Origin of the sequence: Vibrio panuliri (assembly GCF_009938205.1) — a bacterium.
Taxonomy (GTDB): Bacteria; Pseudomonadota; Gammaproteobacteria; order Enterobacterales; family Vibrionaceae; genus Vibrio; species Vibrio panuliri.
Genome location: NZ_AP019654.1, coordinates 749,745 through 775,235, shown reverse-complemented (window position 1 = coordinate 775,235; position 25,491 = coordinate 749,745). Strand labels below are relative to the sequence as shown.

18 protein-coding genes, 1 other RNA gene and 1 pseudogene are annotated in these 25,491 nt (G+C 43.8%); 8 read left to right on the top strand and 12 right to left on the bottom strand.

Translation table 11 applies throughout. The features are described 5' to 3' along the window. Nucleotides 1-368: a transfer-messenger RNA gene (gene ssrA / locus GZK95_RS03500) on the top strand. Nucleotides 369-534: 166 nt separating this feature from the next. Continuing rightward, a complete protein-coding gene (locus GZK95_RS03495) occupies nucleotides 535-1,773 on the top strand; it encodes an integrase domain-containing protein (protein WP_075713093.1) in 1,239 nt (412 codons plus the stop codon). A gap of 361 nt (nucleotides 1,774-2,134) precedes the next feature. Here the strand turns inward: GZK95_RS03495 and GZK95_RS03490 are convergent, their stop codons facing one another. The 6 genes and pseudogenes from GZK95_RS03490 to GZK95_RS22190 form a co-directional block, all read right to left on the bottom strand. Next, the gene (locus GZK95_RS03490) at nucleotides 2,135-3,679 is read right to left on the bottom strand and encodes a DNA cytosine methyltransferase (protein WP_075713091.1); all 1,545 of its coding nucleotides are present in this window, start codon (nucleotides 3,677-3,679) and stop codon (nucleotides 2,135-2,137) included. A 132-nt stretch (nucleotides 3,680-3,811) separates the two neighbouring features. Then, nucleotides 3,812-5,878 carry an AIPR family protein gene (locus tag GZK95_RS03485; RefSeq protein ID WP_075713089.1) on the bottom strand — a complete coding sequence of 689 codons (2,067 nt, stop codon included), beginning with the start codon at nucleotides 5,876-5,878 and terminating at the stop codon, nucleotides 3,812-3,814. A gap of 2 nt (nucleotides 5,879-5,880) precedes the next feature. After that, nucleotides 5,881-6,831, bottom strand: a complete 951-nt coding sequence (locus tag GZK95_RS03480) for a PD-(D/E)XK motif protein (protein ID WP_075713087.1) — start codon at nucleotides 6,829-6,831, stop codon at nucleotides 5,881-5,883. Beyond that, nucleotides 6,824-9,529 (bottom strand): Z1 domain-containing protein, encoded by a 2,706-nt coding sequence (locus GZK95_RS03475; RefSeq protein ID WP_151148868.1) that lies wholly within the window; start codon nucleotides 9,527-9,529, stop codon nucleotides 6,824-6,826. The genes GZK95_RS03480 and GZK95_RS03475 overlap by 8 nt, the downstream gene beginning before the upstream one ends. Further along, nucleotides 9,526-11,022: an ATP-binding protein gene (locus tag GZK95_RS03470; RefSeq protein ID WP_075716219.1), complete on the bottom strand. Its 1,497-nt coding sequence runs from the start codon at nucleotides 11,020-11,022 to the stop codon at nucleotides 9,526-9,528. Before GZK95_RS03470 ends, GZK95_RS03475 begins: the two co-directional genes overlap by 4 nt. 108 nt (nucleotides 11,023-11,130) lie before the next feature. Then, nucleotides 11,131-11,846 (bottom strand): annotated as a pseudogene (locus GZK95_RS22190) (IS3 family transposase); the annotation flags it as partial. 126 nt (nucleotides 11,847-11,972) lie between these two features. Between GZK95_RS22190 and GZK95_RS03460 the strand changes: the two are divergent. After that, the gene (locus tag GZK95_RS03460; protein WP_075716220.1) at nucleotides 11,973-12,479 is read left to right on the top strand and encodes a GNAT family N-acetyltransferase; all 507 of its coding nucleotides are present in this window, start codon (nucleotides 11,973-11,975) and stop codon (nucleotides 12,477-12,479) included. 61 nt (nucleotides 12,480-12,540) lie between these two features. On the opposite strand, the gene GZK95_RS03455 is transcribed toward GZK95_RS03460, so the two are convergent. Beyond that, nucleotides 12,541-13,437 carry a LysR family transcriptional regulator gene (locus tag GZK95_RS03455; protein WP_075716221.1) on the bottom strand — a complete coding sequence of 299 codons (897 nt, stop codon included), beginning with the start codon at nucleotides 13,435-13,437 and terminating at the stop codon, nucleotides 12,541-12,543. A 99-nt stretch (nucleotides 13,438-13,536) separates the two neighbouring features. On the opposite strand from GZK95_RS03455, the gene GZK95_RS03450 reads away from it, so the two are divergent. Continuing rightward, nucleotides 13,537-14,145: a short chain dehydrogenase gene (locus GZK95_RS03450; RefSeq protein ID WP_075716222.1), complete on the top strand. Its 609-nt coding sequence runs from the start codon at nucleotides 13,537-13,539 to the stop codon at nucleotides 14,143-14,145. 99 nt (nucleotides 14,146-14,244) lie between these two features. On the opposite strand, the gene GZK95_RS03445 is transcribed toward GZK95_RS03450, so the two are convergent. The 4 genes from GZK95_RS03445 to GZK95_RS03430 are packed head-to-tail and all read right to left on the bottom strand — an operon-like array spanning nucleotide 14,245 to nucleotide 17,725. Continuing rightward, on the bottom strand, nucleotides 14,245-15,093 hold the full coding sequence (locus GZK95_RS03445) for a metal ABC transporter permease (RefSeq protein WP_075706293.1): 849 nt from the start codon (nucleotides 15,091-15,093) through the stop codon (nucleotides 14,245-14,247). After that, the gene (locus tag GZK95_RS03440; protein ID WP_151148869.1) at nucleotides 15,086-15,967 is read right to left on the bottom strand and encodes a metal ABC transporter permease; all 882 of its coding nucleotides are present in this window, start codon (nucleotides 15,965-15,967) and stop codon (nucleotides 15,086-15,088) included. Before GZK95_RS03440 ends, GZK95_RS03445 begins: the two co-directional genes overlap by 8 nt. Beyond that, nucleotides 15,960-16,847, bottom strand: a complete 888-nt coding sequence (locus GZK95_RS03435; RefSeq protein ID WP_075716224.1) for a metal ABC transporter ATP-binding protein — start codon at nucleotides 16,845-16,847, stop codon at nucleotides 15,960-15,962. The genes GZK95_RS03440 and GZK95_RS03435 overlap by 8 nt, the downstream gene beginning before the upstream one ends. Continuing rightward, nucleotides 16,844-17,725 (bottom strand): metal ABC transporter substrate-binding protein, encoded by an 882-nt coding sequence (locus GZK95_RS03430; RefSeq protein ID WP_075716225.1) that lies wholly within the window; start codon nucleotides 17,723-17,725, stop codon nucleotides 16,844-16,846. The genes GZK95_RS03435 and GZK95_RS03430 overlap by 4 nt, the downstream gene beginning before the upstream one ends. Nucleotides 17,726-18,024: 299 nt before the next feature. Between GZK95_RS03430 and GZK95_RS03425 the strand changes: the two genes are divergently transcribed. Next, nucleotides 18,025-20,523, top strand: coding sequence for a D-Ala-D-Ala carboxypeptidase family metallohydrolase (locus GZK95_RS03425; protein ID WP_075716226.1), 2,499 nt, complete (start codon nucleotides 18,025-18,027; stop codon nucleotides 20,521-20,523). Between the two features lie 97 nt (nucleotides 20,524-20,620). Here GZK95_RS03425 and GZK95_RS03420 read toward each other — a convergent pair whose 3' ends face one another. Then, nucleotides 20,621-21,220 carry a DUF2913 family protein gene (locus GZK95_RS03420; RefSeq protein WP_075716227.1) on the bottom strand — a complete coding sequence of 200 codons (600 nt, stop codon included), beginning with the start codon at nucleotides 21,218-21,220 and terminating at the stop codon, nucleotides 20,621-20,623. Between the two features lie 323 nt (nucleotides 21,221-21,543). Here GZK95_RS03420 and GZK95_RS03415 point away from each other — a divergent pair, with 323 nt between their 5' ends. From GZK95_RS03415 to GZK95_RS03405, 3 genes are all read left to right on the top strand, one after another. Next, nucleotides 21,544-21,837, top strand: coding sequence for a hypothetical protein (locus tag GZK95_RS03415; protein WP_075706287.1), 294 nt, complete (start codon nucleotides 21,544-21,546; stop codon nucleotides 21,835-21,837). A gap of 262 nt (nucleotides 21,838-22,099) precedes the next feature. Further along, complete coding sequence (locus GZK95_RS03410; RefSeq protein ID WP_075716228.1) at nucleotides 22,100-23,644, top strand: bifunctional GNAT family N-acetyltransferase/carbon-nitrogen hydrolase family protein; 1,545 nt, start codon at nucleotides 22,100-22,102, stop codon at nucleotides 23,642-23,644. A gap of 454 nt (nucleotides 23,645-24,098) precedes the next feature. Beyond that, the gene (locus tag GZK95_RS03405; RefSeq protein ID WP_151148870.1) at nucleotides 24,099-25,418 is read left to right on the top strand and encodes an MBL fold metallo-hydrolase; all 1,320 of its coding nucleotides are present in this window, start codon (nucleotides 24,099-24,101) and stop codon (nucleotides 25,416-25,418) included. The last annotated feature ends 73 nt before the right edge of the window (nucleotides 25,419-25,491 follow it).

Here is a 25,491-nt window from a genome sequence, read left to right as displayed (position 1 = left end):
GGGGCTGATTTAGGATTCGACGGGAATTCAGAAGTCTGAGGTGCATGCCGAGGTGCGGTAGGCCTCGTTAACAAACCGCAAAAAAATAGTCGCAAACGACGAAAACTACGCACTAGCAGCTTAATAACCTGCTCAGAGCTCTCTCGCCCTAGCTTCCGCACGTAAGACGGGGAATTACGAGGGATCAAACCCAAACGCGCTAGTCCGGATTCTCCCGCCTGAGAGATGAACGACGAATTATAATTCAGGATAGCCATCAACTAGCGTGTCGGTTCGCAGGTCGGTGGTGAAATTAAAGATCGACTAAGCATGTAGTACCAATGATGAAAGGTTTTCGGACGCGGGTTCAACTCCCGCCAGCTCCACCAATTCATTGAATTAAGACGTCCCAGGACGTCTTTTTTTATACCTGTAAGAACCAAAAATCAATAACTTAGCATCCATTAAGGTTCCAGAGTGTTTCATGACATCTTTGACTTTTAGGAACCGTTGTAGGAACCTAGGATTTATGTTCCTAACTTTTGGTTCCTAAACATGCCGAGACAGACAAAACAGCTATCCGCTACGGAAGTCAAAAACGCTAAGCCGAAAGAAAAAGAGTATTACCTAGTAGATGGTCAAGGATTGAAACTACGAGTTTTACCTAGTGGTTCGAAACAGTGGCAACTCAATTACTATCGCCCTATAAGTGGAAAGCGCGCCAACCTAAGCCTAGGTAGATATCCTGACATTTCTCTTGTACAAGCAAGAAAAAGCTCTCTTTTAGCAAAAGAGCTGATCGCACAAGGTATTGATCCTCAAGAAGAACGAAAAAGACAACAACAAGCCCATAAAGAAATTCACGAGCACACATTCTTGAATGTCACTACTAAATGGTTTGAAATCAAAAAAGACTCGGTTACACCGGATTATGCCGTCGATATTTGGCGATCATTTGATTTGCATATCTTCCCGCATATTGCAGATAAACCAGTTAAAACGATTACGGCACCAGAAATCATTGAGCTCCTAAAACCAATAGAAGCCAAAGGAAGTTTAGAAACCGTTAAGCGCTTAGCTCAAAGACTCAATGAAGTGATGAACTTCGCGACGAACTGTGGGCTTATTCAAGCTAACCCACTCTCAGGCATTCGCGCTGCGTTCAAAAAGCCCAAAAAAGAAAATATGGCGGCTCTGGCACCCGCAGAGCTGCCTGAACTAATGGGCGCGATTGCCAATGCCAGTATCAAGCGAACTACGCGTTGTTTAATTGAGTGGCAACTGCATACAATGACACGCCCTGCGGAAGCATCTGGTGCTCGATGGGATGAAGTTGATTGGGAAGAGAAAGTTTGGACCATTCCCGCTGAGAGAATGAAAAAAAGAAGAGAGCATCGCATCCCGCTCACTGAGCAGATGCTGGCACTATTAGAAGTAATGAAGCCGATAAGCGGTCATCGTGATTTTGTTTTTCCGTCAGATAGAGACCCTAAGAAGCCCTGCAATAGCCAAACAGCGAATATGGCACTGAAACGTATGGGGTTTGCTGGTCGACTGGTTAGCCACGGCTTACGCTCACTAGCGAGTACAACACTCAACGAGCAAGGCTTTGATCCTGACTTAGTTGAGTCGGCATTGGCTCACGTCGATGATAATCAAGTCCGTAGCGCATACAACCGTACTGACTATCTAGAACGCAGAAAACCAATGATGTGCTGGTGGAGCGGGCATATAGAAGAGGCAGCCCAAGGCAACCTCTCAGTGACTGGGACTAGGCAGTTAAAAGCAATCTAGCACATAGATTCCACCAACTCACTATAATAGGAGACAGGAGTTTTTTGTACTTAAAAACTCCTTAGCACGTGGAAGTAGATACCCCCGGGCATGCCCGGGGTACTTACTGGTTACAACGCTAAAGCGCTGACCAAAATTACAAACAGCTAACGCTGTAGTTTTAGAATTGGCATTCATCCACGGATAAAATCGTGGTTTTCTGTATGAACAGAATAAAAATTTAGCTTAAAACTACACTATAACCGTTGGTAGATATTTACTAAAAGAAAACCAGCGTCAATCAAAAAAGCTATAGCAGGTTTCTTAGCTACTCGTCACCTTCTCTACAATAAAACAATTCCGATATATATTTAGTACAAATTCAGACTTGATCTACGTCCAATATACCTAACACTATCTTACCTATCTGATTTGCTAAATATGGTGGGACAGCATTTCCTACCTGAACATATTGCTGTGTTCTATTACCTTCGAACAAATAGTTATCTGGAAAAGTTTGTAAACGAGCAGCTTCTCTAACAGTCAAGCTTCTACATTGCTGTGGGTCATAATGAATGAAGTAGTGACCATCTTTAGATATATGGCTAGTCACTGTCGTTGCACATTTATTTGCGGCTTGGGTACGAAAACGATCCGCATGTGAACCGCTATCCCAGTTTTCGTGCTCAGGTGCAAGTTCTGCAGGGAAATCTCTCGCTTTAGGAGAAATGCCACCACTTAACTTTGTAAACGCAGCACTGAAGGCATAACGAAGTAAATCAGATGTCATATGTCCGCGAGTTGCATGGTTTAGCACACAGCCGGGATGGTTATATAAATACCAGCTTTCTAAATGTGGCGGGATGTTGTGCTCTTTTTCCATAAATAGACAGCTTTGGCGCTCAAGCCCAAGCAAAGGCTCTAGATCTAAATTATCCACAACTTCTCTATCAAATTTTGTTGCCAATATACGCTTTAGCTTTTTAGCGTTTAATCGAATTTGCTTCTCCCAGTCCTTCTGAACATCTTTCTGCTTAGAAAAGCCACTTCTGAGAGGAGGTAAATCTGATAGTACTTGTTGAACAGTGACGGTTTCTGCAATTGGAGCAATAGTTGCTGGTATACGGTTTATATCTTGACGGACACCCAACAGAATTACTCTATGACGAGCTTGGGGCACTCCATATTGCTCAGAACGAATAAGAAAATCAGAGGAGTCATCATATTTTGGATCCTTTGGATTTTTAGCCTCTACAACAAGCGAAAAAACTCTATATTGGGTTACATCGCGCGAGCTCGTTACCTTGCTAGGGTTCCTCAGATCTTCCAATATTTGAGGAAACATAACCTTACCGTTAATTTTGGCAGATAAAATACCGCGTACATTTTCCATCACAAACACATCTGGCTGCGCAATGGAAAGCACTTTAAGGTATTCCTTGTATAGGAAATTTCGATGGTCGTCTTCAGCCTTATAATCCTTATTTCCCGCATTGCGAGAGCGACCAGCTAGCGAATAGGCTTGGCAAGGAGGTCCACCAATGACAACCTTGGGCCCTATATGAGTTGCCAATAGTTCTCGAATGCGGTCGTGAATTAGTTCATTATCGTCACCAAGCGCTCTAGGCTGTTCTAATGTTTCGTTACTTGCCTCTTGAGCATGTTCTGGATACAAACAGAATAATTCTTCACGGGTTAGCTCCCCGCGAACGTACCTGAAGTAGCTATCTAAACCACCATCCAGAGCTTTTATTCTGCGATAGAAAGCTCGCGTTGTTAATGTTTTATGCGCAGATGGCTCTTTTTCTACAGATATACCGATTTTGAATGGAGAGTTTCCACTCTCGTCTGCGACTGAAGATATCCCCTCTCCTAACCCGCCGGGCCCAGCAAAGAGATCAATTACAAGAATTTCACCTGCCATCATTTAACTATTACCACCAATAAAAATGCCTGGCAATCATACCAGGCTAAAATTAACGGGCAACAGATTACTTTAGAAAAACAGATTTATGTTCTATGCACTCACTCAAATTTGATGACTGCTGATGGAAACTTGTTATACGTGAAAACCTTCTGCCTGCAGCTTCTTAAGCGCTTCAAATGCAATTTCACATTGTTTCGACGATGGCATTTTTCTGGGGATAGCCGAGCAAATTTCAATAATGCTATTTTCTCTAGGAGTCAGCATACCACGCTCTTTTGCCCAATTCTTAGCACTCTCCCAAAACTTAGCGCCTAGGTTATACACCTCAACTTCAACATTAATTGAGTTATCTAAGGCATTTTCAGCCTTTGCTTCCCGAACATTTTCATCAGCTAATTCAGAAGATATTATGACTCTCTTAAACGAGTTACTCAGCGGCAATTTACTTTCAACAAGCCTTTGCCAACAAAGGGGTTTCTTTGCCCATTCACTATAGTTTTTAATGCCCTCAGGTGGCGTTGTTATAACCTTCTGTGCTAGCTCACCAGACAAAAGAATGGAAGCCTTTAAATCTTCTGGAACCGATTGTATTTTCCATATGAGGTCAAGATCTATGACCATGCCTAAACTCTTGGCATCATTAACAAGTTTTGCAATTGAATATGTGACAATATTGGCTCGATAGCCTCCTTCATACCATTCGGCATTTGACACGAGCTTTTCTGTTGTTCTGAATATGATCGCTTTAGCTATCAATCTTTTAAACCAAATATCATTAAAAGCAGTTCCCTCTGCGCCCCAGTTTTTACCTATTGCTTTCGCAAACTCTGAAAAATTCTTTTGTGCACCTAGGCTCACAATATGCGGTAAGCATGCCCAAGTGTTTTCATATTTCGCAAGTTCTGTTTTTACAAAAAACTGCCCCCGAGGATATTCAGCATCGAACTTCTTACGCTCCGTTTGCGTTCTTCGGCTTCTTTCGTCTGCGAATTGACCTCTAGCTCGTTCATAGAACCACTTCGTTTCTCGATAACTATCTGTGCCTGATGGAGCTAAAATGCGTCGAGATAATTCCTCAATACGTATATGAAATGGATGATTAGCAAAGAAATCCGCTGCATTTACCTTATTCTGACTATTGGCATATTCAGAAATTCTAGGAACAACCTCTTCAGCGCATTCTTTTGGGGTTATAGTTAATTTCATTTGCACAAATACTTGCTGTATTTGTTCTTTATGCATCTTACTGGCCGCAAATAGCGACGCCGTAGTTTGACCACCATTCACTATTTGAAGGTTGTTCACACTAATCAATTCATAACCTGAGCTTGTCTTATCTACTTCTAGACTATCAGCCGTAGCGCTTAACCCATTGTTATAAGGGAAAAACATATGAGGCTCATCCCGAATGGTGTCACGGATACCCTTATTCACTTTACCCCGAGCCTGCAGAAAGCTTCTTACGTTAGACTCAAGTAGTCTTGGCCCCCATTTGTCATAAATTTCAGCAAGCTGCTTTCCCGGGATAACGGCTAAATAACTCTCTAGAGCATTACTTCCACCAGATGCTTTCAATATCGGAATACCACCTCCAAAGTCGTCTTTAAAGTTGATAACTGAATCAGCCCTGACAAGTCCTTGCTCCATAAAGCGCCGCAGACGTTTGATATCCCAGATGCTCAATGTAATTGGTCTTTCATCAATAACACCAAGGCTAGTAGCATCTGTTCTAGCTCTATAATCTCCATTGGTCGCTATAATCAATTTAACTTTTTCAACGCTACTCCAAGTTGCTTTGATCAAATCAGCCACACCAAATCCAGGGCTAGTTTCTTCCAGCATTTCCCGGAACCGATCATCAAGACTGGCATTCAGAAACCTAAAAAGTTTTTGCGATAAACGTTGAATATGCTCCTTGTGTAAAAGGCGAATACCTTTATCTAAAGTAAAATCACACAGTATAAGGCTCAATATGCCTTCATTTTCCCTTGGATCACCACCGTATCCATCAATTTGCGCTGGCCCACGAGAGTATAAACCTTCATAAAAAGCTCGATTGGCGCTTTCTACTTCGCCTGACTCAGTCAATAAGTCACCAACCTTTTCAAAGAATGCCTCTACCGTTACCAGCCCCAAGGCATCAGCATCACCTTGTACATCAGCGATAAACTGAACGTTGAAATCTTCAAGCTCTGTCATGTCTATATAAACTCTTGGAGGTAATTAACGGTATTGTCATTTATTTTAAAAGGCTCACAGGCATCTAAAGAAATAGAATATCTTACGTTCTGCACGCCTTGTGGTAGTGGGCAATTAACACGAGGAAAACCTTCAACTACTTCATAATGAGTGGTGGACCTTATCAGCCAACGGCGATCATCGTACGTATTTAATGGGTCATAACCTGTTGAGTAGATTGCATCTTCCCACTTCGTATAGGTACTACAATCTTCCTGAAATAAAGCCTCGGTTAACGCTACATGGTCATGCAGTGTCATACCTTCTGGTACAATTGCAGATTCGACATTAGTAACACTAAGAAATAAACGCCCACCATCACAGACAGCTAGCTGGTCTGCTGATGAAATAAAAATTGAAGGTGTTGCTGCAGTTCTTCGCGTTTTAACTTCAATACAGCATCCAATTAACTCAAAGTCTTTTGGAGCCCCAGAAGGTCCCTTCCATGCTTCAATTGCCACTTCAGAACCAAAACTGGTCGCGAGCTCTCGGAGAAAGGCTAATTCACCTATTAAACCACGTTGCTCTTCAATAGTGAGACCTTCTGAGCGTCCTGAACGTAAAAGATAATGCCACCTTTTAGTCCGCTGTATCGCCCTAGAAAGGGCTTCATCTAGGTCGGAAGCCTTCTCACCTGACTCAACGACATCTCTGCAGAGAGTTTCAAAAAGCTCCGCTTGGCTATTTTCTTTAAGGGCAAGAACAAATGCCCATCGACCAGATATTATCCTGAAGTTGGCAATGAGATTTTTGAGTTCAGGAAGCTTGGGCTTACTAATTGGCTCAATTGGCAATCTAAGCATAAGCGCTGGCTGATTGTCCTCTACAACAACCCAAAAAAAATCATACTGGCCGTTATGGTTAACTCTTCTTGCATTGCTGAGATCTAGCTCCTTCCATGGTGAATTATCCATTCAATTCAGCCTCATATTCCTCATCGATATCATCTTCACCGTAGAGTTCTTTGTAACGTTGTGTGTTAACGATATAAGCAACTTTCTCCGATGCTTTTTTTGAAACTGGAAGGCTGATCCCCCAGGCAACGACAGGGTAACTCGGAATCAAAGCCACTCTACTATCACCTTCTTTGCTTTTTGGTGCTTTTGGTTTAACAAAATGCAGAATAAATAATGGTTTATCTCGTACTTGCCGATAAATTGAGTCTGGGTAGTTACCATTCTTATCATAAGAGTTTTCAGCAACTTTCGCCTTACTTGGCTCAACACCCGCTTTTTCGATACCTCTAGATGCAACCCTCATTTTTTTACCACTAAAGGACATATACCCATCTGCTAGATCATCTAGATTAATAGAACGGTTTGTAGGAATGATACTAACCCCTAGCGTATTGTCTTCATCTCCTTTTTGTAGACTTGGGATTAGCAAGTCCCATAGAGCCAACTCATCTTCTTTTCGTGCGCTGAGATAGCTTCTTACTGGCCCAGTTTCAGTAATCACACTCTCAGGTGTATTGCTCCAACCCGCTAGGAACTCATCGATATATTGGATTGGCACATCACGAAGCAATAACCCCCATTGAGTATCTTCAATCGTGAAAGTGGCTTTTTTCAAATTAGAAACAAGCTTTTTAGCTATGGCTAAATTCGAATCTAACTTTGTAGAATCGACACTTACCTTGGCGGTTTCTATAAATCTATTTGAAAGACCAACAAAAGTAGTAACTTCGAGGCCTGATCCCATCTTATTTTTTGCGGTAACCAACAATGATGCAGGGTGACTGCGGACTGCAAGCCCGAAATCTTCAGGAGCCGCTTTAGCCTGATCCATTGCTTTGAGTTCATCATGAAGCTCTTCAGCTGCGTTGGCGATAAAGGCGTACCAATCTATAGCATCATCGGGCATCCAAATTCGACACAGATCTTCATATCCATTTCGATAGCCAAACCATCGTCCCATTTGCATTAAGGTATCGTACATCATGGTATTGCGCAGGAACCAAGTAACTGTAAGCCCCTCTAGAGTCAACCCTCGCGAGAGAGAGAAACCACCGACAGCAATGACAGTTTGTCCTCTATCACCTGAATTCGAGTAATCTAGCTCATTTGCTCTACTGTTAACTTCTACAACTTTGGCGGAAGCAATTGCATCAAAAATAGTTTTTTGTATCTCACTCCACTCAAACTCAATGTCTTGATACTCTGCTTCCCAGACTTCAAACAAAGCTTTGATTTCTGGGTCCTTCAACGCCGTGGTTAAAGATGAGTTTAATCTCAAAGAGTTTTGAATTCTTTCTAGCGCCTCATGCAATCGATTTTTTAACTGACTTTGTATTCGAGTGAATCGACTAGCATTAACCAGCATTGAACAATGTGAGCTTGATTGACCTCTTAAATTTCTAATGGCTCGCGATAATAGAAAAGTACGCAAAGCAAACATCAGCGAGTCGGGTAACTGATAGACCTCATGACCAATCTTATGCTTTATCGGTAGAAGGTCTTCATTATCCGAAATACTTCTTAACCAAACTGGCTCTTTGTCATCAGGCAGGCCATCGATAAAGATTTTCTTTGGACCAAAGTAGTTAGTTGGGGCATCGAGACCGATAATGAAATCTTTAGGGAATAGGTCCTCTTTGTGTACATCGTGGTTCTCATCCGGATCAATGAAAATATTCGCAAACGGAGTCGCTGTATAACCCACGTAGCAACTACGATGAAACATTTTTAAGAGGTCGCGTATTTGCCCATTTATCTTGGTTACCAATTTATCACTGTATTTAGTGTTGATTGATGCGTTATCAGCCTCATCATCGATGAGTAGCATTGGCTGGTCGATCATTTCTTTATCACCACGAGCGCTGTTGTCCTTAAGCCACTCAAGAAGATTTTCAAGCGTTCGGTGATTCTTTTTAATAACTAAAACGACTGGCACTCTATACGAGTCTATTTCACTGGTATTTGTTGATGCGGTAGGTTTATTAAAGTCTCTGGACGTATTCGTCAGACTAACAGGAGTTCTATTCGAATCAAAATGTCCAACACCGATAACATGCTTAGCATTTCCAGCTTTCTTATCAGAGTTTTTTCCAGTATCCCGACCTATGAATCCTTCATCGATTCGAATTTGAGTTTGATTACGAAGGTTATTATGTATACCTGCTACAACGATTATTAGGCGATATCCTGCATCAGCCGCCTTGCAGATCAAACTTGTATAATTCAGTGTTTTGCCACTTTGTACGTGACCAACAACCATACCTCTACGATCCCATGAGGAATATTCTTGGGGGTTCCCTAATCGGCCAAGTATCTTGTCTGTAACAATATCCGTACCTGTAATAACATCTCTAGGCAATCCATTATTTAGCAGGAGTTTCTCATATCTTTTCCAGTAGAAGGGGTCTATTTCTGATTTTGCATCGTCTAACCAAGGCTTAAACTTGACATTATCAACTATTGCACCGAGGCCAACTTTTATCCCTTGTTTTGACTCAATCTCACGAGCTATTTCCTCGATCACTGTGTCATCTAAATTACTATCTACTACTTTAGCAATATTCTTAACCAAACTTCTCAGCTCATCCTCTGATTTACGAGGTTGACTGTATAGTCCTGCTTCTACCATATCTAATACTTGCTGCCTGCTGCTCATAAGCCTTTTTCCTTGAGATAATTTGCAACTAGTCGTTCTGAAAGTTCCCAGTTTGATTGCAATAATGGATAATTTTGAAGAACATCTTTGATTCTATCCGGAGTAACATTGCTAACAAGCAGTGCATCAGTAAGGTCAACCACAACTTGATTCAAATCGGATTCAGAAGTCTGCATTGCAACAATTGACTCCGCGTTACCTACCAGTTCGGCATGAAGCGCATCAATAGGTAAGCCAGCACCAAGTAACCTAATACAGCGTTCAAACCCTTCTTTCAATTCATGAGGTAAACAATTTGAATAAGATTGAAATACTGGATGTTCTGAATTGGGTTTGAAGTGTATTCGACCCTCAACTTGGACTCGATTCCAAATAGGATGCATCGTGCCTTCAACTAGCCTTTTCCCCCGACTTCGATATGTTCTTTTAGAGGACCCAACGAAACGCTCTATGATTCGCTTGAGTCGCTCTCGAACCGGTTGAGGAAGCTGCGCCGAAGATTTCTTTACATCAATTTTCCATTGCGCATCCATCGTGTTAGGTATGTCGATGGCTATTCTACTCAATTTTGTTAGTTCAGTTTGCTTAGCAAGCCCCAGCCAGCTACCTGCAATAATTAATCTATTTTCTCTATAGATATATAGTCCTTGGGATTTTAGGTGGCCTTCTGGTCCACCAAGCTCGTCCCATTCATGTTGACTCATTTTTTTGTAGTGCGGAATGGTATAACTGCGTATACGAACATGGCCATTAGATAAACGAATGTTATCGTCCGGATCCTTCTGAGTCGATGGATGAAAAGAAGCCATTGGGTCCAACGGGGTTAATTGTCGATTATTGATACTTATTTGAAACTGCGACTTAGGAGCTTCTAAAAATCGATGAAAAGTAAGCCTTAAATGTCTCTCAGCGAGAGAGAACTCTGCATTCATATACTCAGTTTTTTTCCCTGGTGTATCAATTTCGCCGACTAATCGATCTAATTTTTTCCAAATAACAACCGTTCCAATCTCATCGAGCAAGTCATAGCCTAACTCACCTTCATAATCTTCAATCAGCTCTAATGTCCATGCATTTGTTTCGGCTACTAGATCTAAATCCCAGCGAGCACATGATGTAATTCCATCTTGCCTAGTTATGACAGTAAGTGAACGACACTGAGAAAAACTTGCACTTTTTAGACCTAAGCCAAAGCGCCCGAGTTCCGAAGGCAACCTGTCAAACGTGGGATTTTTACTACCTAATCTCATTGCTTCAAATAATTCACTTTCACTCATGCCTCTGCCATTGTCAGCGATGGCAACTGATGGAGAATTTGAAATAGTATCAACCACAAGACGAACTCGATCAGCCCCCGCCGAAATGGAGTTATCTATAATATCAGCCAAAGCAGTTTTGAGACTGTAGCCAAAGTCTCGATGTCCCTCAATAAGTGCTGAAGCATAGGGAGCAGCATCTATATAACGAGTGTCAGACTGCTTACTTAACATCATCGTACTCTCATGTTTTTTATGGATATATTATTCACCAACGAGACTATCACCTTTGTTGCGTATGACCAAAAATTTTCCGACATTCATAATCAATATCAATTGTAGTGGTCAACTAAAATTGGCCACGGCTTTAGAGTTTTCCCAATATAGTCTCTCTGACTCATTGGGACTTAGACCATCGTTATACTGATGTGGTCTGATTTGGCAGTAATATCCAGTGATGTTGCGAGTGATTTCTTGTTGAGCCTCAGCAAAGCTACGATAACCTACCGTTGGCACCCATTACGTTATCAGACTTCTAAAGAAACGCTCCATCGGTGCATTATCCCAGCATTTTCCTCGGCGAGATAAACTCTGTATTATTTGGAAAACGCCACAATAATTGGCGGTATTTACGACTGGTATAGTGACTACCTTGATCGCAGTGGAACATGACACCTTTAGGCTTACCACGAGACTCATAAGCCATCGAGAGAGCTTTGCCTGTTAACCTAGAATCAGGAGATAACGACTCGACCAACCAATCACTTTACGGGCAAAAAAATCGAAAACAACCGCTAAATACATCCACCGACTACCTGTCCAAATATACGGAACATCGCCCACCCAGACTTCATTTGGCCTGGTAACCGCAAACTGACGACCTAAGTTCAATACGTTCTTGTGAAGCCTTTCTGGAGCGATTCTTTGGTTCTTGCTCCCGCTGAGCCATTGCTTACGGCGTAAGCCTCGCTAACCAAGCTGCAAAGTCTTACTGCATCAGTATTGATTACCGTTCGGCGTTTAAGCCAATAGTTATAACTACTTCGATGAACATTGAAGACTTAATAGCTACCAAACCAGTAGTCAATATTTCACCTAGTAAAACCCCTTCATTGATTTTCGCACCTACCCCACCGCCTTGCATGCGCTTATAATCTTCGCTTCTCTCCATCTTTTAGGAAACTCACATGACTGTGGTATGTGAAACAGAAAGGCTGATTGTTCGTCATTTTGAGTTGAGCGACGCCGAATTTATTGTGCGCTTACTGAATCAAGATTCTTTTATTCGCTATATCGCGGATAAGAATGTCCGCACCGAAGAAGACGCGATCAACTACCTAAAACAAGGGCCGATGGCGAGCTACGTTAAGCATGGCTTTGGTCTTAGCTTGGTGATGCTCAAAGAGTGCCAGACTCCCATTGGCATGTGTGGAGTACTAAAACGGGATGAGCTTGAGTTTCCTGATTTGGGCTATGCGTTTCTAGATGAGTTTGCAGGCAAAGGCTATGCACGCGAAGCAGCAGCGCAAACACTGGCTGCCACGATGAATGTATGTCAATTGGATACCGTGCTTGCGGTTACCCTGCCAGACAATCTGAGATCAAATAAACTGCTTCAGGCTGTCGGGTTCGAGTTCAAACAAACCATGGAACTCTATGACATGCTCAATAACTTGTACCAATACCAACGTTAAGTGGCGAGTTATCTATTCTGCCAAGTCCTGAGTAAATACTTGGCAGATTATATTGCTGATCCTAAATCAGATACCTCGGGTTTGCCCGCAGCCACTCAATTACCGCTTGATTAAACTTCACCAACTTTGAGGGCGTGATTCTACGCTGGGCGTAAATCAAACTGAGCTTATGAGATTTCACCGACCACTCTGGCAACACCTCCACCAGCTCACCTCGCTTGATCATACTCTCTGCATGCATAAACGGCACACAGGCAAGCCCCATGCCTTGCTGAGCTAAAGATAAAATCGCTGTATAGGTATTGGCGCGAAGATTACCAATCACTTGCTTAAATAGCGCTTCATCCTCTCGCACCAATTGCAGGTGATTCCAGCGCTCGTTTTGGCTATTGAGAATAAAGAACTGCTGTTCAAGGTTGTCTATCGTAATCGGCTCTACAGAGTCTAGGTAGGCAGGCGCCGCCACCAACACATTGCGCATATAGCCGAGATCTTTCGCCACCACATCATCCGGCAGTGCGTCAAAGGCACGAATCGCCACATCAAACTCACCTAGCTCAATGCGCTTTTTTCCGGGGCCAAAATCGCAAATCACCTCAACTTTGGGGTTCTGTTGGCAATAATTGGGGATCACGCTTTGGCACAAGGAACGGCCAAACTCTAACGGCGCGGTAATACGCAGCTCGCCACTTACCTCCTGCGCCATATCTCGCACACGCATTTCCGCTTCGGTGGCTAATAGCTGGATCTGTTGCGCGCGGGTCAGTAAATCACGCCCTGACTCCGTCAAATTAATTGAGCGCGTAGTGCGATGGAACAATTTACTGTTTAGTGAACTTTCTAATCGCTGAATATGGCGTGACACCAAACCTTTGGAAACATCCAATTCCTCCGCGGCCTTGGTAAAGCTGCCTTCTTGCGCCACCGTCAAAAAAGTCTGTAGATAAGTAAGGTTCATGATTAACACCATTTAGTAAACAGTGCGCTCATTTTGTGTGGTTTTTCCGCAACACTCAAGGGAATAAGATACAAAACGTAAACACAACGGAGAGAAATTATGAAAATTTTAGTTATTGGCGCAGCGGGTACTATCGGTTCGGAAATTACAAAGGCTCTTACCCACAACCATCAAGTGATCACCGCAGGGAAAAACAGTGGTGATGTACAAATCGATATTGCAGATGTGAACTCGATTCACGCAGCATTAGATAAAGTGGGCAAAGTGGATGGCATCATTTGTGCCGCTGGCGATGTGGCCTTCAATACCTTTGAACAAATTAGCCGTGAAGAATGGGATGTCGGTATTAACAGTCGCCTAATGGGTCAAGTTAACCTCAGCCAAATCGCGCTTAACTACTTAAATGACAACGGCAGCATTACTTTAACCAGCGGCATCATCGCCGATTACCCAATTGCCTATGGGGTTAGTGCTGCAACACTGAATGGCGCTCTTGAGCATTTTGTTAGCGCGGTATCCCACGAACTGCCACGTGGTATTCGCGTTAATGCCGTTAGCCCAACAGTGGTGACAGAATCACTGGCTGTCTATGGCGACTATTTCCCTGGCTTTCATTCAATTGATGCCAAAGACGTTGCGCAGTTTTACCTACGCAGTGCATTAGGTATTGAGAATGGTAAAACCTTCAAAGCCTTTGCGGGCAATTAACGTCATTGGTGCAGATGAATGATATAGCGTTAATGCCAATCACTGACTGGTATTAACGCTTTACTGTGATGCAACTTGCCATCTTCGCTTCTGTAATCCCTATTGAACGACTTGGCTTAATTGGCGTTGAATGACTTTATCTTTCCACTTAGAAAAAGCCAAAGCCGCAATAAATAACGCAGATTGAATCAAAACAATACATGAACTGGTTGCGCCATCAATATGGTAACTGATGATCACACCAGCAAAGGTACTCACCAAAGACACCACACAAGCGGTGAACATCATCCATCCAAACTGTTTGGTCAGCATTAAAGCGATGATGCCCGGGCCGATCAGCATCGCCACCACCATAATAACGCCAACAATTTGAATTGAGGCAACGATGGCTAACGCCATTAATGACAGTAACCCGTAGTGCAGCAATTTGACATTCAGCCCCGCGACCTTAGCGTGACTTTTATCAAAGCAGTACAACATAAAGTCTTTGTATTTCACGGTCAAAATCAAAGTCACAATGACTGATGTGATCACGATTTGCCACATGTCTGCTGCCACGACACCAAGCATATTGCCAAATAGAATATGCGTTAAGTGATGCTCAGTTTCAATTTTAGCGAACAACACAATTCCCAACGCAAACAACGCGGAAAACACAATCCCCATCACCGTATCTTCTTTTATCCGGCTATTGTCTTTCACGTACCCTGTTAACAAAGCGCAACTGAGTCCAGAAATAAAAGCCCCGATACTTAAAGGTAGAGCAAGTACGTATGCCAAAATAACACCAGGCAGTACTGCATGAGAGATCGCATCTCCCATTAGTGCCCAACCTTTAAGCACCAAGTAGCAAGAAAGCACAGCACATACTATGGCGACAGCTGTACCAGCAAACAAAGCATGCTGCATAAAAGAGTAGCTAAGCGGCTCAATAAAATACTCAAACATCACGCTCTCTCCATTGCTCGGTTGGTTGCTTTTTGATTTGAATCGAATAGCGAGCTTTAAGTAACCCATATTTAGGCGCAAACAAAAACGCGATGATAAAAATTGCCGCTTGAGTTAGCACGATCAACCCACCCGTCACGCCGTCAACGTAATAACTTAAGTAAGTCCCAAACAAAGCTGATACCACGCCAATCACTGTCGCAAGAGTCAACATAACACCAAAACGGTCAGTGAGCAGATAAGCCGTTGCTCCGGGAATAATGACCAGAGCAATCACTAAAACAGCCCCAACCAACTGCAAAGACGCGACAGTACAGGCGCTCAATAAAGCGAAAAATACCACTTTTAGTTTGCCTGCTGATAACCCTACCGATGCAGCTTGGTTTTCATCAAAAAACAGCAACATCAAATCTTTCCAGATAAAAAACAAAATGGCTAAAGAGACACTGCCGATGATCAGCATTTGCTGTAAATCATCACTATCAACCGCCAAAATATTGCCAAAGATAATCGTCTGCACATCAACCGAAGTCGGATTGAGCGATATCATCAACATGCCGGCAGCAAAGAAGGTGGTAAAAACGAATCCGATTATCGCGTCTTCACGCAATGACGAGAGTGACTTAATAAAAAAGATACTTCCCGCCGCAAGAAAGCCAGAAAAAAAAGCCCCGACAGAAAATGGTAACCCTAGAGCGTAAGCCCCCGCGACTCCAGGAACAACGGCATGGGACAAGGCATCCCCCATCAAAGACCAACCTTTAAGCACTAAAAAGGCTGATAGAAAAGCACAGACCCCACCAACCAAGGCGGCGGCAATCATAGCGTTCGTCATATATTGATAGGCAAATGGCTCTAAGAGAAGATCAAACATGATGGGAGTTCTCCGTATTCTGATCTCTCACAATCACAGCGTCTGATTTGGATTTACCATAGAAAACCGCTGGTTTATCGTGGTCAGAAATGATCAGCATATTGCGCTCATCATCATCTTTATGCAGTGTTTTACCGGCGATATCGACTTGTTTTAGTGCACCACCAAAGGTGGCATGGAGGTTCTCTTGATTAAAAGTCGTTTCGGTAGAACCCGCGGCAATAATCGTGCGATTGATAAACAATACTTGATTACAGTAGTCCGGCACTGTGCCTAGATTGTGAGTCGAAACAAGGATTAAATGCCCCTGTTGTTGCAGTTCTTTCAGTAAGGACATGATGACATTTTCAGTATTGAAATCGACACCGGTAAAGGGCTCATCAAGCAAAATGATCTTACTTTTTTGCGCTAAGGCACGAGCTAGGAACACCCGTTTTTTTTGCCCGCCAGACAACTCCCCTATTTGTCGAGTCGCTAAATGGGCGATGCCCATTTTGTCCATGGCCTCATCCACTGCCAGATGATCTTTGCCACTAGGGATACGCAGAAATCCCATATAACCATAACGCCCCTGCATCACAACATCGCGTGTCAAAATGGGAAAGTTCCAATCAATATCTTCTGTCTGCGGCACATAGGCGACTAAGTTTTGCTTTAATGCTTGTTTGACGTTTTTACCCGCCAACTGAATTGAGCCAGTCGTTAAATCAACCAAACCCATAATGCCTTTAAACAGCGTCGATTTTCCCCCACCATTGATCCCGACTAGGGCACAGATAGTGCCCTGTTCGAGTGAGAAAGAGACATTATTGATGGCACTGTGTCCATTGCGATACACAACACCTACATCGTTTGCCACAATGCTCACTGAATTACTCATAATGTGAATCCTTCGGCGATCGTCTCTGTCGTAACACGCAATAGATCGAGGTAAGTTGGTACGGCCCCCTCTGCGGTCGTCAATGAATCCACATAAAGCACACCGCCATAACTTGCATTGGTTTCTTTCGCGACTTGTTTTGCAGGTTTCGGTGAAATTGTACTTTCACTAAACACCACTGGAATCTGGTTTTCGCGCACCTTATCAATCAGCGCTTTAACTTGCTGTGGTGTGCCTTGCTGATCAGCATTCATTGGCCACAAAAACGCTTCTTTAAAGCCGTAATCATGAGCAAGGTAACTGAATGCCCCTTCACTGGTGACAAGCCACTTACTGCTTGCCGCTATATCGGAAAAGGCCGCACGATTTTTCGCATCAATGGCTAAGATTTGTGACTTATACTGTTTCGCATTCGCACGATATTCATCGGCATTTTGCGGATCGTACTTCACCAAAGCATCGCGAATATTATCGACGTAGATGAGCGCGTTGTAGGCAGACATCCACGCATGGGGATTGGGCTTACCCGTGTAAGGACCTGAGTAAATGGAGATCGGCTTAATCCCTTCAGTAACCACAATCGACGGGACGTCTTTTACATTATCAAAGAACTTCTCAAACCACAGTTCTAGATTCATCCCATTCCAGATTACCAAATCGGCTTTTTGTGCTTTAACAATATCCTTTGGCGTAGGCTGATAGCCATGAATTTCAGCTCCTGGTTTGGTAATTGAAACCACTTCGGCTGCATCCCCTGCTACGTTTTGTGCAATATCCTGAATCACAGTAAACGTAGTCACAACCTTAAACTTAGCAAACGCTGGCACACTTACACTAAGAAGTGCCAGTACCGACAACAGCGACAACTTAAACTTCATTTCATTTTCATTCCCTATGAGATTTAACCTTATTAATGATAATCATTCTCATTTGAGAGTAAAGTGAAATTTTCATTTTCTTCGCTTTTCACTCTGTTCATCTTTCTGGCTGATCACGGCTCAACATCTCTACCGTTCACTCATCTCGATGCAAACTTATCTGCAACAAAATCGACAATGAGACAGAAACAAGATAAGCATCTGAATTTAGACTATTTATTTTATTCACGTTTCACTTGAAATTGTCGTTATGTAACATGAAGGATGATATGAGTTGCATAATAGTTAAAGGAATGACGATGAAAAAAGATCTACCTATCTTTAAGCGACTGAGTGTCAATCTTGTCATGGCCGTTTTTATATCTTTGATGATAAGTGGTTGTCTTTACAACTACATCACGCTAGATATTGAAGATGGTTCCGTCGTTAAGGAGCGAATGTTCAACATTACTGGCTCCGTCTCGAGCGTAAAAGAAGGCACTTCAGTTCAATATAAGCAATTTCCTAGTATCACAGCCCCGGTTGCCACAGACGGCACCTTTACATTAGCTGGGTTACTGTTACCACCAGGAGAAACGACCTTAACCGTGCAGTCGCTCCTCAACGGAACCGTCAATGGTGAAACCAGTTTTAAAATCACCTATCAGCTGGAGTCAGGAGTCTCAGCGCTCTATTCTGCAGACGATAGCACCCCCGTTAACCTTTCAGTCGATGACCCACAAGATCCTGCATATGGCGCAAACCTCCTTATTGAAGCTGGCAGCGTGCAGATTCCTGCCGACGTTAAGTTAGAGGTTGGTATCGTCTCAGACGCAGAGCATATGCCTATTCTTCCGCAAGGCTATCAAGCCGTCGGTGCTCCGATCACCTTGCAGCCAATTGGGCAATCTTTTTCACCCGTCGCTCTCGCTGCAATACCTTACAACAGTGAAGAGGTTGCCGCTCTTGGCTTAGAACCACTGGTACTTGCGCTTGGGGATAACGGCTGGGAAGTCTACCCTCACACTTCGCTAACAGGCAGTCAGCTTGAAATCTCTATTAGCCAACTGTTTTATGGTGGGTTCATTGCTGCGGTAAAAAAGCCACAAGATGATCAAACTCTGGTGTTGAATACCACCCCTTCAGGCGCGTCCGTTTATCTAAACGGGGCGCTTCAACCTCAACTCTCACCGTTTGTGATTGAAAATGTCCCTAACGGTCAAAACGAAGTAAAACTCTATATCCCGGGCTACAACGAAAAGTTTGTCAGTTTTGATATGGCGACAGCGAGCGTAGAGCTTTCAGAGCAACTCGTAAGAGTTGACTCATCGCTTTCACCTTTGATTGAGTTAGTGCCTGAAATCACCGATGGGCTTGTTGTCTCAGATAACGTGTTTAAGCTCGTCGGCACAGTCGCCGATACCAATGGGACATTTGAAAACGGTCGGTTAGTACTTAACTTGAATGGCCTTGATTCTTTTATCTCAGTGACGGCAAATGGTGAGTTTGACCACACCATCTCATTATTGCCCGGTTCAAACAGTATTGAGCTGCGAGCGACTGATGCTCTCGGCAATACTGGCACCATACCGGCACTTGAGATCATCAATCGTGAAGGGCAGCAAGTCCAGTTGTTCTCTATCGACTCCACCGCACGTGCAGCCGCACAAAGCGCCACGCAAAATCGCTCTATTACCGTCGTATTGACATGGTCATCGAATGATACTGATGTGGATATGCACATTACCGATCCCAACGGTAATAAAGCGTGGTATGGCAGTCTAAGCGGCATCCCAGGCGCAAGACTAGATATCGATGATACTGATGGCTATGGGCCGGAGACATTTACATTTCTTGACCCCATTCCCGGTACCTACAAAGCGGACGTTCACTACTACTCCGATCATGGTAACGGCCCCACTACGGCGAACCTATCTATCCAAGTCGGTTCTCGTCTGATTTTTAATGACAGCCGCACGCTATCACATCGAGGATGGTGGAACGCACATACTTTTGATATTGACGATTTCTCGATTATCGAAGTGTTGCCGAACGATGGTGTGTTCACCACTTTGAATGGTGAGAATCAGCTTATCGTTACCCTAAATGTGCCCGAGCATATTGACCCTAGCACTATTGCGTTCGAAATCACTGAACTGTTAGAAAACCATCGTGTGAGCACGACTAACGGGGTTGACGGGACAAACTCAAAATCAATTGAGCTGACGCATGAAGGGCTAGACTCTCTAACCAGCCCAGCATCTCATAAGCTGAAATACCAAATCAAAGCGCTATCAGGTGGCGAAGAGACTGACCCTGTCGAAATAGTCCAAGATGTAAAATCCCAAATTCGCCAAGAGTACGTCGATAAACGCGATTTTCGTCCTGACTTTGCCCGTAATACTCCCACTCGCGACAGCATTATTACCGCGGCTAACTTCCCAGCAGGCATTACAAACTTCACATTTGATGAGTTCTCAACCTACTCGGATTACGGCCCAACTTATGCGGTGATCGGCGAATCAGTCCACATCGCTCAAACGATTCGCCAAGCTTGGGGTTATCCACTGCGTGTCACATCAGGTTGGCGTAACCCGAGAAGGAATGACTCTCTGGGTCCATCTAGCATTAATAGCTTCCATCAAACTGGAGACGCGGTGGATCTCAACCCATCTTGGAACTCAGCTCACTGGCCGCAAGGTGCCCTCACTTATCAACAAGCCCAGCAGGCGCTCACCAACTTGGCGAGAAACACCATGAATACCAACTATGACATTCTGTTTCATGCCAATCATTTGCATGTCGAGCTCGATCCTTAAGCGCACAAGTTAATGGCGATACTGCCAAACGTAAAAGGGCGAACCCAATGGTTCGCCCTTTGATTTTAACCGCCAAAGCATGGATAAGTGCTACGCCCTAGCTTTTCAGCTCAAAGCGCAAAAAGTCGTCGTCTTCATATAAGACGGTATGGCTAAACTGACCAAACTTGTAAACATTCGCCAGCACAGCAGAACGCTCATATACGCTTGAGCGAACTAGGAATGTAATCGGTGCCAGCATATTGCCTTCATCAGAGAAATGGCGATTAAGATCCGTTGCCAACACACAAATAAACTGTTTGCCTTCACCATACCCAAGGTCGACATCGTGGGGTGAAGAAAGCAACACGGTCAAACCGATATCTTTCTCAATTGAGCGTACCAACAGTAAATATTCCTCTAACTGCGTCAGAGAAACGGTTTCACTGTAGTTAATCAGCTCAAGGAACATCTTCTCCAGATCGTAGCTATTCCCTTTTGAGTGCTGGATTAATACCTTGATTTTTTTCTTCAATAACTTATATCGCTGCGAAGTTGCTTGTTTTTTTAGCCACAAGCGAAACAGCGAGTTCTTATCGACTAGACTCAGGCGTCGCCCTTTGTCTAACTGATGAAATTCAAGGTGTAACAAAGCACTTAGAGCCAATTCTCTAAGTAATAAATGAGTTCGTTCTTGTTGTGATAAAAGAGGTTTCAAAACTACTTACAAACTAAGATACCGAGCGAAAGACTCATGCCTAACCATTAGGCGCTGGTTATGGCTAACCAGCTCATCAACTGCTGTCTCGATGCAGTGATTGTGAGTAACGTTTTTGGGCTTGTCAGCTCAAGAGGCAAGAGGATAACCAAATATAAAATGCTTGTACAGTGGGATGAAAAACCAGCAGTGACACCGTGCCATAATTTCGCCCTATTTCGTTAAATTTATCCCTCTTTTGCCTTGGATCAATCTTCACGATTATTTCATGTCAGATAAAAACATCGTTCCCTACACTTGTTACTGAGAGCAAGGAGGTCATCATGATTGCTGTTCACAGAGAATACTGTTTAACCAACAGTCCAAACTTACATGCACATTTTGAAGTTAACCCAACCGGAAAGTTAGCAGTAGAAATCATCGAGTTAAACCAACGCCATATGACTGAGTTTGATGATCTCGTTTTCCAATCAAATCAAGGCGGCATCGAAGTGTGTGGCAAAGAACAAAGAGTACCTTGGCGCTGTCATTTAGCGATCTCGGATGCACTAGAGTTATCGACGCTGGTAGAAGAAGCCAATGAAGAGCTAGAAGTCTTGATGCGAGATTTGGTGTAAGCCTGATCGTTAAATACAAGGTGACATACTTTGTTGACCAAGTATCCAAACCTCCTACGGGAGGTTTTTCTTTGAGCGCCAAGCGACATTCGGCGAAAAATTATTGTCGTCTCCAATCAAAAACCTTACCACCAGCCACTGAAACTGTGAGTGCTTGATATATTTGCCATACTTAAAATCTGGCATGCTGACTAATAGTGATATACCCAAGTAACTTCAGCTTGAGGTAACTAATAGAGAAATAATAAGGACATAACGGAATATGGATGGTAACACCCCAAAACTTTCTCTGCGTACGATCGAACCCACGGATTATCCTGAACTGGCGACATTGATGGATCTTGTATTTCATGATGTCGGTGGGTCTTGGCCTCGCCTGACCATTATGGATTTGATTCACCAATTCCCTGATGGGCAAATATGCATCGAAGATAACGGTAAAATAGTCGGTGCCGCGTTAACGATTAAAGTTAACTACAATCGCTTCTCTCTCCCGCACCTCTATACCGATATCATCAACGAAAATAACGTGATTCAAAACCAAGTCACTGGTGATGCCATGTATGGCTTGGATGTGTTTGTGCATCCCGACTATCGCGGCTTAAGATTAGGTCGACGTTTGTACGACGCGCGCAAAGAACTGTGCCGCAGCAAAAACTTTAAAGCGATTTTGGCTGGTGGACGCATCCCCAATTACCACCAGCATGCCGACGAGTTAAGCGTCACCGAATACATAGAGAAAGTGCAACGGCGCGAACTCCACGATCCTATTCTGTCGTTCCAGCTCGCTAATGGCTTTGATGTTAAACGTATTATGCGCGGCTACTTACCGGAGGATGACGCGTCACAAGGCTACGCGACGCTGTTGGAGTGGGACAATTTTTTCTATGAGGAAGACATTGATTCGATTCATGATGTAGAGAAAACACTAGTTCGAATTGGTGTGGTTCAGTGGCAAATGCGTGCAATGCATGACTTAGAAGATCTGCTCGACCAAGCCGAGTTTTTTGTTTCTTCACTGGCAAACTACAAAGCCGATTTTGCCCTCTTCCCTGAGTTCTTTAATGCCCCACTAATGGGCTTACAAAAAGGACAAAACTCCGTTGAAGCGATTCGTTTTTTGGCCGAGTTTACCGAAGAAATTAAGAATCGTTTTTCCCAAATGGCCGTAACCTACAATATCAACATCATCGCTGGCAGTATGCCCGAAATAAGCGACGGCAAGCTATATAACGTGGCTTATCTATTGCAACGTGACGGACAGATCAACGCGCAATCTAAAATTCATATCACCCCACATGAGGAGAAAGATTGGGTGATTGATGGTGGCGATCAAGTGCATGTGTTCGAAACCGATGCCGGCAAAGTGGGGATCCTGATTTGCTACGACAGTGAATTCCCTGAACTTGGACGTATGATGGCCGAAGAAGGCGCTCAAATTATTTTTGTGCCGTTTTGGACCGACACCAAAAATGGTTACCAACGCGTTCGAATTTGCTCGCAAGCTCGTGCGATTGAAAACGAATGTTACGTCGCAATCGGCGGCAGCGTGGGTAACCTGCCAAGAGTAGATAATGTGGATATTCAATATGCGCAATCAGCGGTATTCTCCCCTTCGGATATCTACTTCCCTCACGATGCCACCTTAACCGAGGCTAACGCCAACACAGAAATGATCATCTTCGCTGATGTGGATTTGACCAAGCTAAAACAACTCAACACTGAAGGCTCAGTAACGAACCTACGCCATCGTAGACTCGATCTTTACGGCGGTTTTACCCGCCCTCAAACTGAATCATCCGATTAATCTAGCTATATTAGCCGCGAGTCTTTTACTCGCGGCACCCACACCGCCTCGTAAGAATCCCGACTCTATTTACATTACTTCTCATCAAGAATAATTACTGCCTCACAGTTAATTCATTGGCACTTGAGTAAGGTATATACCCAAGTAACCTCAAGGTGCTTGGTTCAGCGAGAATGCCTTGGCTTGCAGACAAGGCAACGAGTTGAAGATTTAGTGGTTCTAAATCAAAAATCGTTAACGATGTATGCGAGTCAAGGCAACTCGCCCTTCGGGAGCATGTCAGAGTCTCAATTTCGGCGTCAAACAACTTGGAAATAGTTATCTATTTCGCTGCGTCGTTTTCCTTGAACTCAAGTCAATGACAAGGCTCTGAATCCTGCATATTGAAGTCACTTGGGTATAAGTGACGCATTTACAATCTCAACCAGTTAACCATAGTCAATTGGAGGCAGAGATGGAAATAGTGCACCACGGCGGTAAACACACAGTTACTGGCTCATGCCATGAGCTCACGGTAGAGGGTCAATCCATTCTGATTGATTGCGGCTTGTTTCAAGGCGCAGATGAAAGACCACTAGAAATTGATTTTGCCATTGAGCACCTTTCTGCCCTACTCCTTACTCATGCCCATATTGACCATATAGGTCGCGTGCCTTGGTTAGTGGGTCATGGTTTCCATCAACCGATTTACTGTACCGAAGCAACGGCAGAACTGGTGCCGCTTATGCTCGAAGATGGTTTAAAGCTGCAACTGGGGTTGAGCAATAAAGAAGTTCAGTATGTGCTCAACCAAATAGATTGCCTTTTGCGCCCACAACCTTATAACCAATGGTTCAATATCGACCCCGAGGGGAAAAGACCACTGAAAGCCCGCTTTCAGCATGCCGGCCATATTCTTGGTTCATCCTATATTGAGATTCAACTGAGCAATGGTGAAATCGTCGTATTTTCTGGGGATCTTGGCCCGAGTAATACCCCATTACTTCCAGACCCAATCTCTCCAGAACGTGCTGACTACCTGTTAATTGAAACCACCTACGGCAACAAAATGCACGATGAAATAGAAAGTCGCGCACAGCGCCTAAAAGCGATTATCGACCGCTCACTCGCCGATGGCGGTGCTATTTTAATTCCAGCTTTTAGTGTTGGACGAACCCAAGAGTTACTGTTTGATATTGAACAGCTTATTCATCAGCATCAAATTGACGCCAATATTCCTATCATTCTCGATTCCCCCATGGCGCAAAAAGTCACTGAGTCGTACCGTCGTTTTAAAACCCTATGGGGAAAAGAGGCAAAGCAACGCTTAGCCGAGCAACGCCATCCACTGGCATTTGAGCAATGCATTACTGTGGATGAACATCGCTATCACCTCAAGTTAGTGAATCGTCTTAAATCGACAGGAGAACCGGCGATTGTGGTGGCAGCTTCAGGCATGTGCCAAGGTGGGCGGATTATGGACTACCTAAAGTCCTTACTTCCCGATGAACGCACCGATGTTTTGCTGGCAGGCTACCAAGCAGAAGGGACACTAGGACGGGCGATTCAAAACGGCGATATGCTGGTGGATATTGATGGAGAAGAAATCGAAATCAATGCGCAAGTGCATACCATGTCTGGCTATTCGGCCCATGCAGACCAAGCAGATTTGCTCGCATTTGTTCAAGGCATTAGTCAGCCACCAAAAGTGATCCATCTCATTCATGGCGAGGCGGAAAGTAAACGGGAGTTTTCCCATCAACTTCAGGCGCATGGCTATCATGTGATTGAGTGATGTTCTAACCAATAAAAAGTGCGCCACTCTAACCAAGTTGGCGCACTTTTTTATGCCCGACGACTTCAATACA

What these genes read in the sequence shown, in the direction of transcription:
- GZK95_RS03455 (WP_075716221.1), bottom strand. Translation starts at nt 13,437, where the DNA reads ATGAACCTTACTTATCTACAGACTTTTTTGACGGTGGCGCAAGAAGGC.
- GZK95_RS03425 (WP_075716226.1), top strand. Translation starts at nt 18,025, where the DNA reads ATGAAAAAAGATCTACCTATCTTTAAGCGACTGAGTGTCAATCTTGTC.
- GZK95_RS03490 (WP_075713091.1), bottom strand. Translation starts at nt 3,679, where the DNA reads ATGATGGCAGGTGAAATTCTTGTAATTGATCTCTTTGCTGGGCCCGGC.
- GZK95_RS03440 (WP_151148869.1), bottom strand. Translation starts at nt 15,967, where the DNA reads ATGTTTGATCTTCTCTTAGAGCCATTTGCCTATCAATATATGACGAAC.
- GZK95_RS03405 (WP_151148870.1), top strand. Translation starts at nt 24,099, where the DNA reads ATGGAAATAGTGCACCACGGCGGTAAACACACAGTTACTGGCTCATGC.
- GZK95_RS03445 (WP_075706293.1), bottom strand. Translation starts at nt 15,093, where the DNA reads ATGTTTGAGTATTTTATTGAGCCGCTTAGCTACTCTTTTATGCAGCAT.
- GZK95_RS03495 (WP_075713093.1), top strand. Translation starts at nt 535, where the DNA reads ATGCCGAGACAGACAAAACAGCTATCCGCTACGGAAGTCAAAAACGCT.
- GZK95_RS03475 (WP_151148868.1), bottom strand. Translation starts at nt 9,529, where the DNA reads ATGAGCAGCAGGCAGCAAGTATTAGATATGGTAGAAGCAGGACTATAC.
- GZK95_RS03450 (WP_075716222.1), top strand. Translation starts at nt 13,537, where the DNA reads ATGAAAATTTTAGTTATTGGCGCAGCGGGTACTATCGGTTCGGAAATT.
- GZK95_RS03430 (WP_075716225.1), bottom strand. Translation starts at nt 17,725, where the DNA reads ATGAAGTTTAAGTTGTCGCTGTTGTCGGTACTGGCACTTCTTAGTGTA.
- GZK95_RS03435 (WP_075716224.1), bottom strand. Translation starts at nt 16,847, where the DNA reads ATGAGTAATTCAGTGAGCATTGTGGCAAACGATGTAGGTGTTGTGTAT.
- GZK95_RS03470 (WP_075716219.1), bottom strand. Translation starts at nt 11,022, where the DNA reads ATGATGTTAAGTAAGCAGTCTGACACTCGTTATATAGATGCTGCTCCC.
- GZK95_RS03415 (WP_075706287.1), top strand. Translation starts at nt 21,544, where the DNA reads ATGATTGCTGTTCACAGAGAATACTGTTTAACCAACAGTCCAAACTTA.
- GZK95_RS03485 (WP_075713089.1), bottom strand. Translation starts at nt 5,878, where the DNA reads ATGACAGAGCTTGAAGATTTCAACGTTCAGTTTATCGCTGATGTACAA.
- GZK95_RS03410 (WP_075716228.1), top strand. Translation starts at nt 22,100, where the DNA reads ATGGATGGTAACACCCCAAAACTTTCTCTGCGTACGATCGAACCCACG.
- GZK95_RS03480 (WP_075713087.1), bottom strand. Translation starts at nt 6,831, where the DNA reads ATGGATAATTCACCATGGAAGGAGCTAGATCTCAGCAATGCAAGAAGA.
- GZK95_RS03460 (WP_075716220.1), top strand. Translation starts at nt 11,973, where the DNA reads ATGACTGTGGTATGTGAAACAGAAAGGCTGATTGTTCGTCATTTTGAG.